Source organism: Vibrio sp. 1580 (genome assembly GCF_033340055.1).
Genome location: NZ_JAWOVT010000382.1, coordinates 1 through 637, shown reverse-complemented (window position 1 = coordinate 637; position 637 = coordinate 1). Strand labels below are relative to the sequence as shown.

At 47.4% G+C, this 637-nt stretch carries 2 protein-coding genes; both read left to right on the top strand.

Annotated elements, in window-relative coordinates; genetic code table 11:
• A partial coding sequence (locus R7093_RS26135) for an NIL domain-containing protein (protein ID WP_318147138.1) occupies positions 1 to 212 on the top strand: 212 nt, incomplete at its 5' end.
• Positions 202 to 637 (top strand): methionine ABC transporter permease (locus R7093_RS26130; RefSeq protein ID WP_318147137.1); only part of this gene is annotated, 436 nt, incomplete at its 3' end. The genes R7093_RS26135 and R7093_RS26130, both read left to right, overlap by 11 nt.

Sequence of the window (637 nt, the reverse complement as noted above, 5' to 3'; positions counted from 1 at the left end):
GCGCAACCGTAGATGCACCGTTGATGTCGCAGATTTCACGTAAGTACAACATCGACGTCAGCATTCTGAGTTCCGATCTTGATTACGCCGGCGGCGTTAAGTTCGGCATGATGGTCGCAGAGCTGTTTGGTAATGAACAAGACGACAGTGCAGCAATTGAATATCTGCGCGAGCACAACGTAAAAGTAGAGGTACTTGGTTATGTCCTTTAATACGATTTTTGAATGGCTAAGTTTAAACAGCAAACTACTTTTAGGTGCTACGTGGGAAACCATCTACATGGTCACGGTTGCTGGCGTAGTGGGTTTTGCGGTCGGCATTCCATTGGGGGTGATTCTGCATATTACTAAGAAAGGCGGCTTGCTAGAAAACACCAGACTGAACGGAATTCTTGGTGCAGTGGTTAACGTTGGGCGCTCAGTTCCTTTCCTCGTTTTGATGGTTGCGATCATTCCAGTAACTAAGATGTTAGTGGGCACTTTCATTGGTACAACTGCGGCAATCGTTCCGCTGACTATTGGTGCGATTCCGTTTGTCGCTCGTCTTATTGAAGGGGCATTGCTGGAAGTACCAACTGGCTTGGTTGAGGCTGCGCAATCCATGGGTGCAACACCAACGCAAATCATCACAAAAGTTC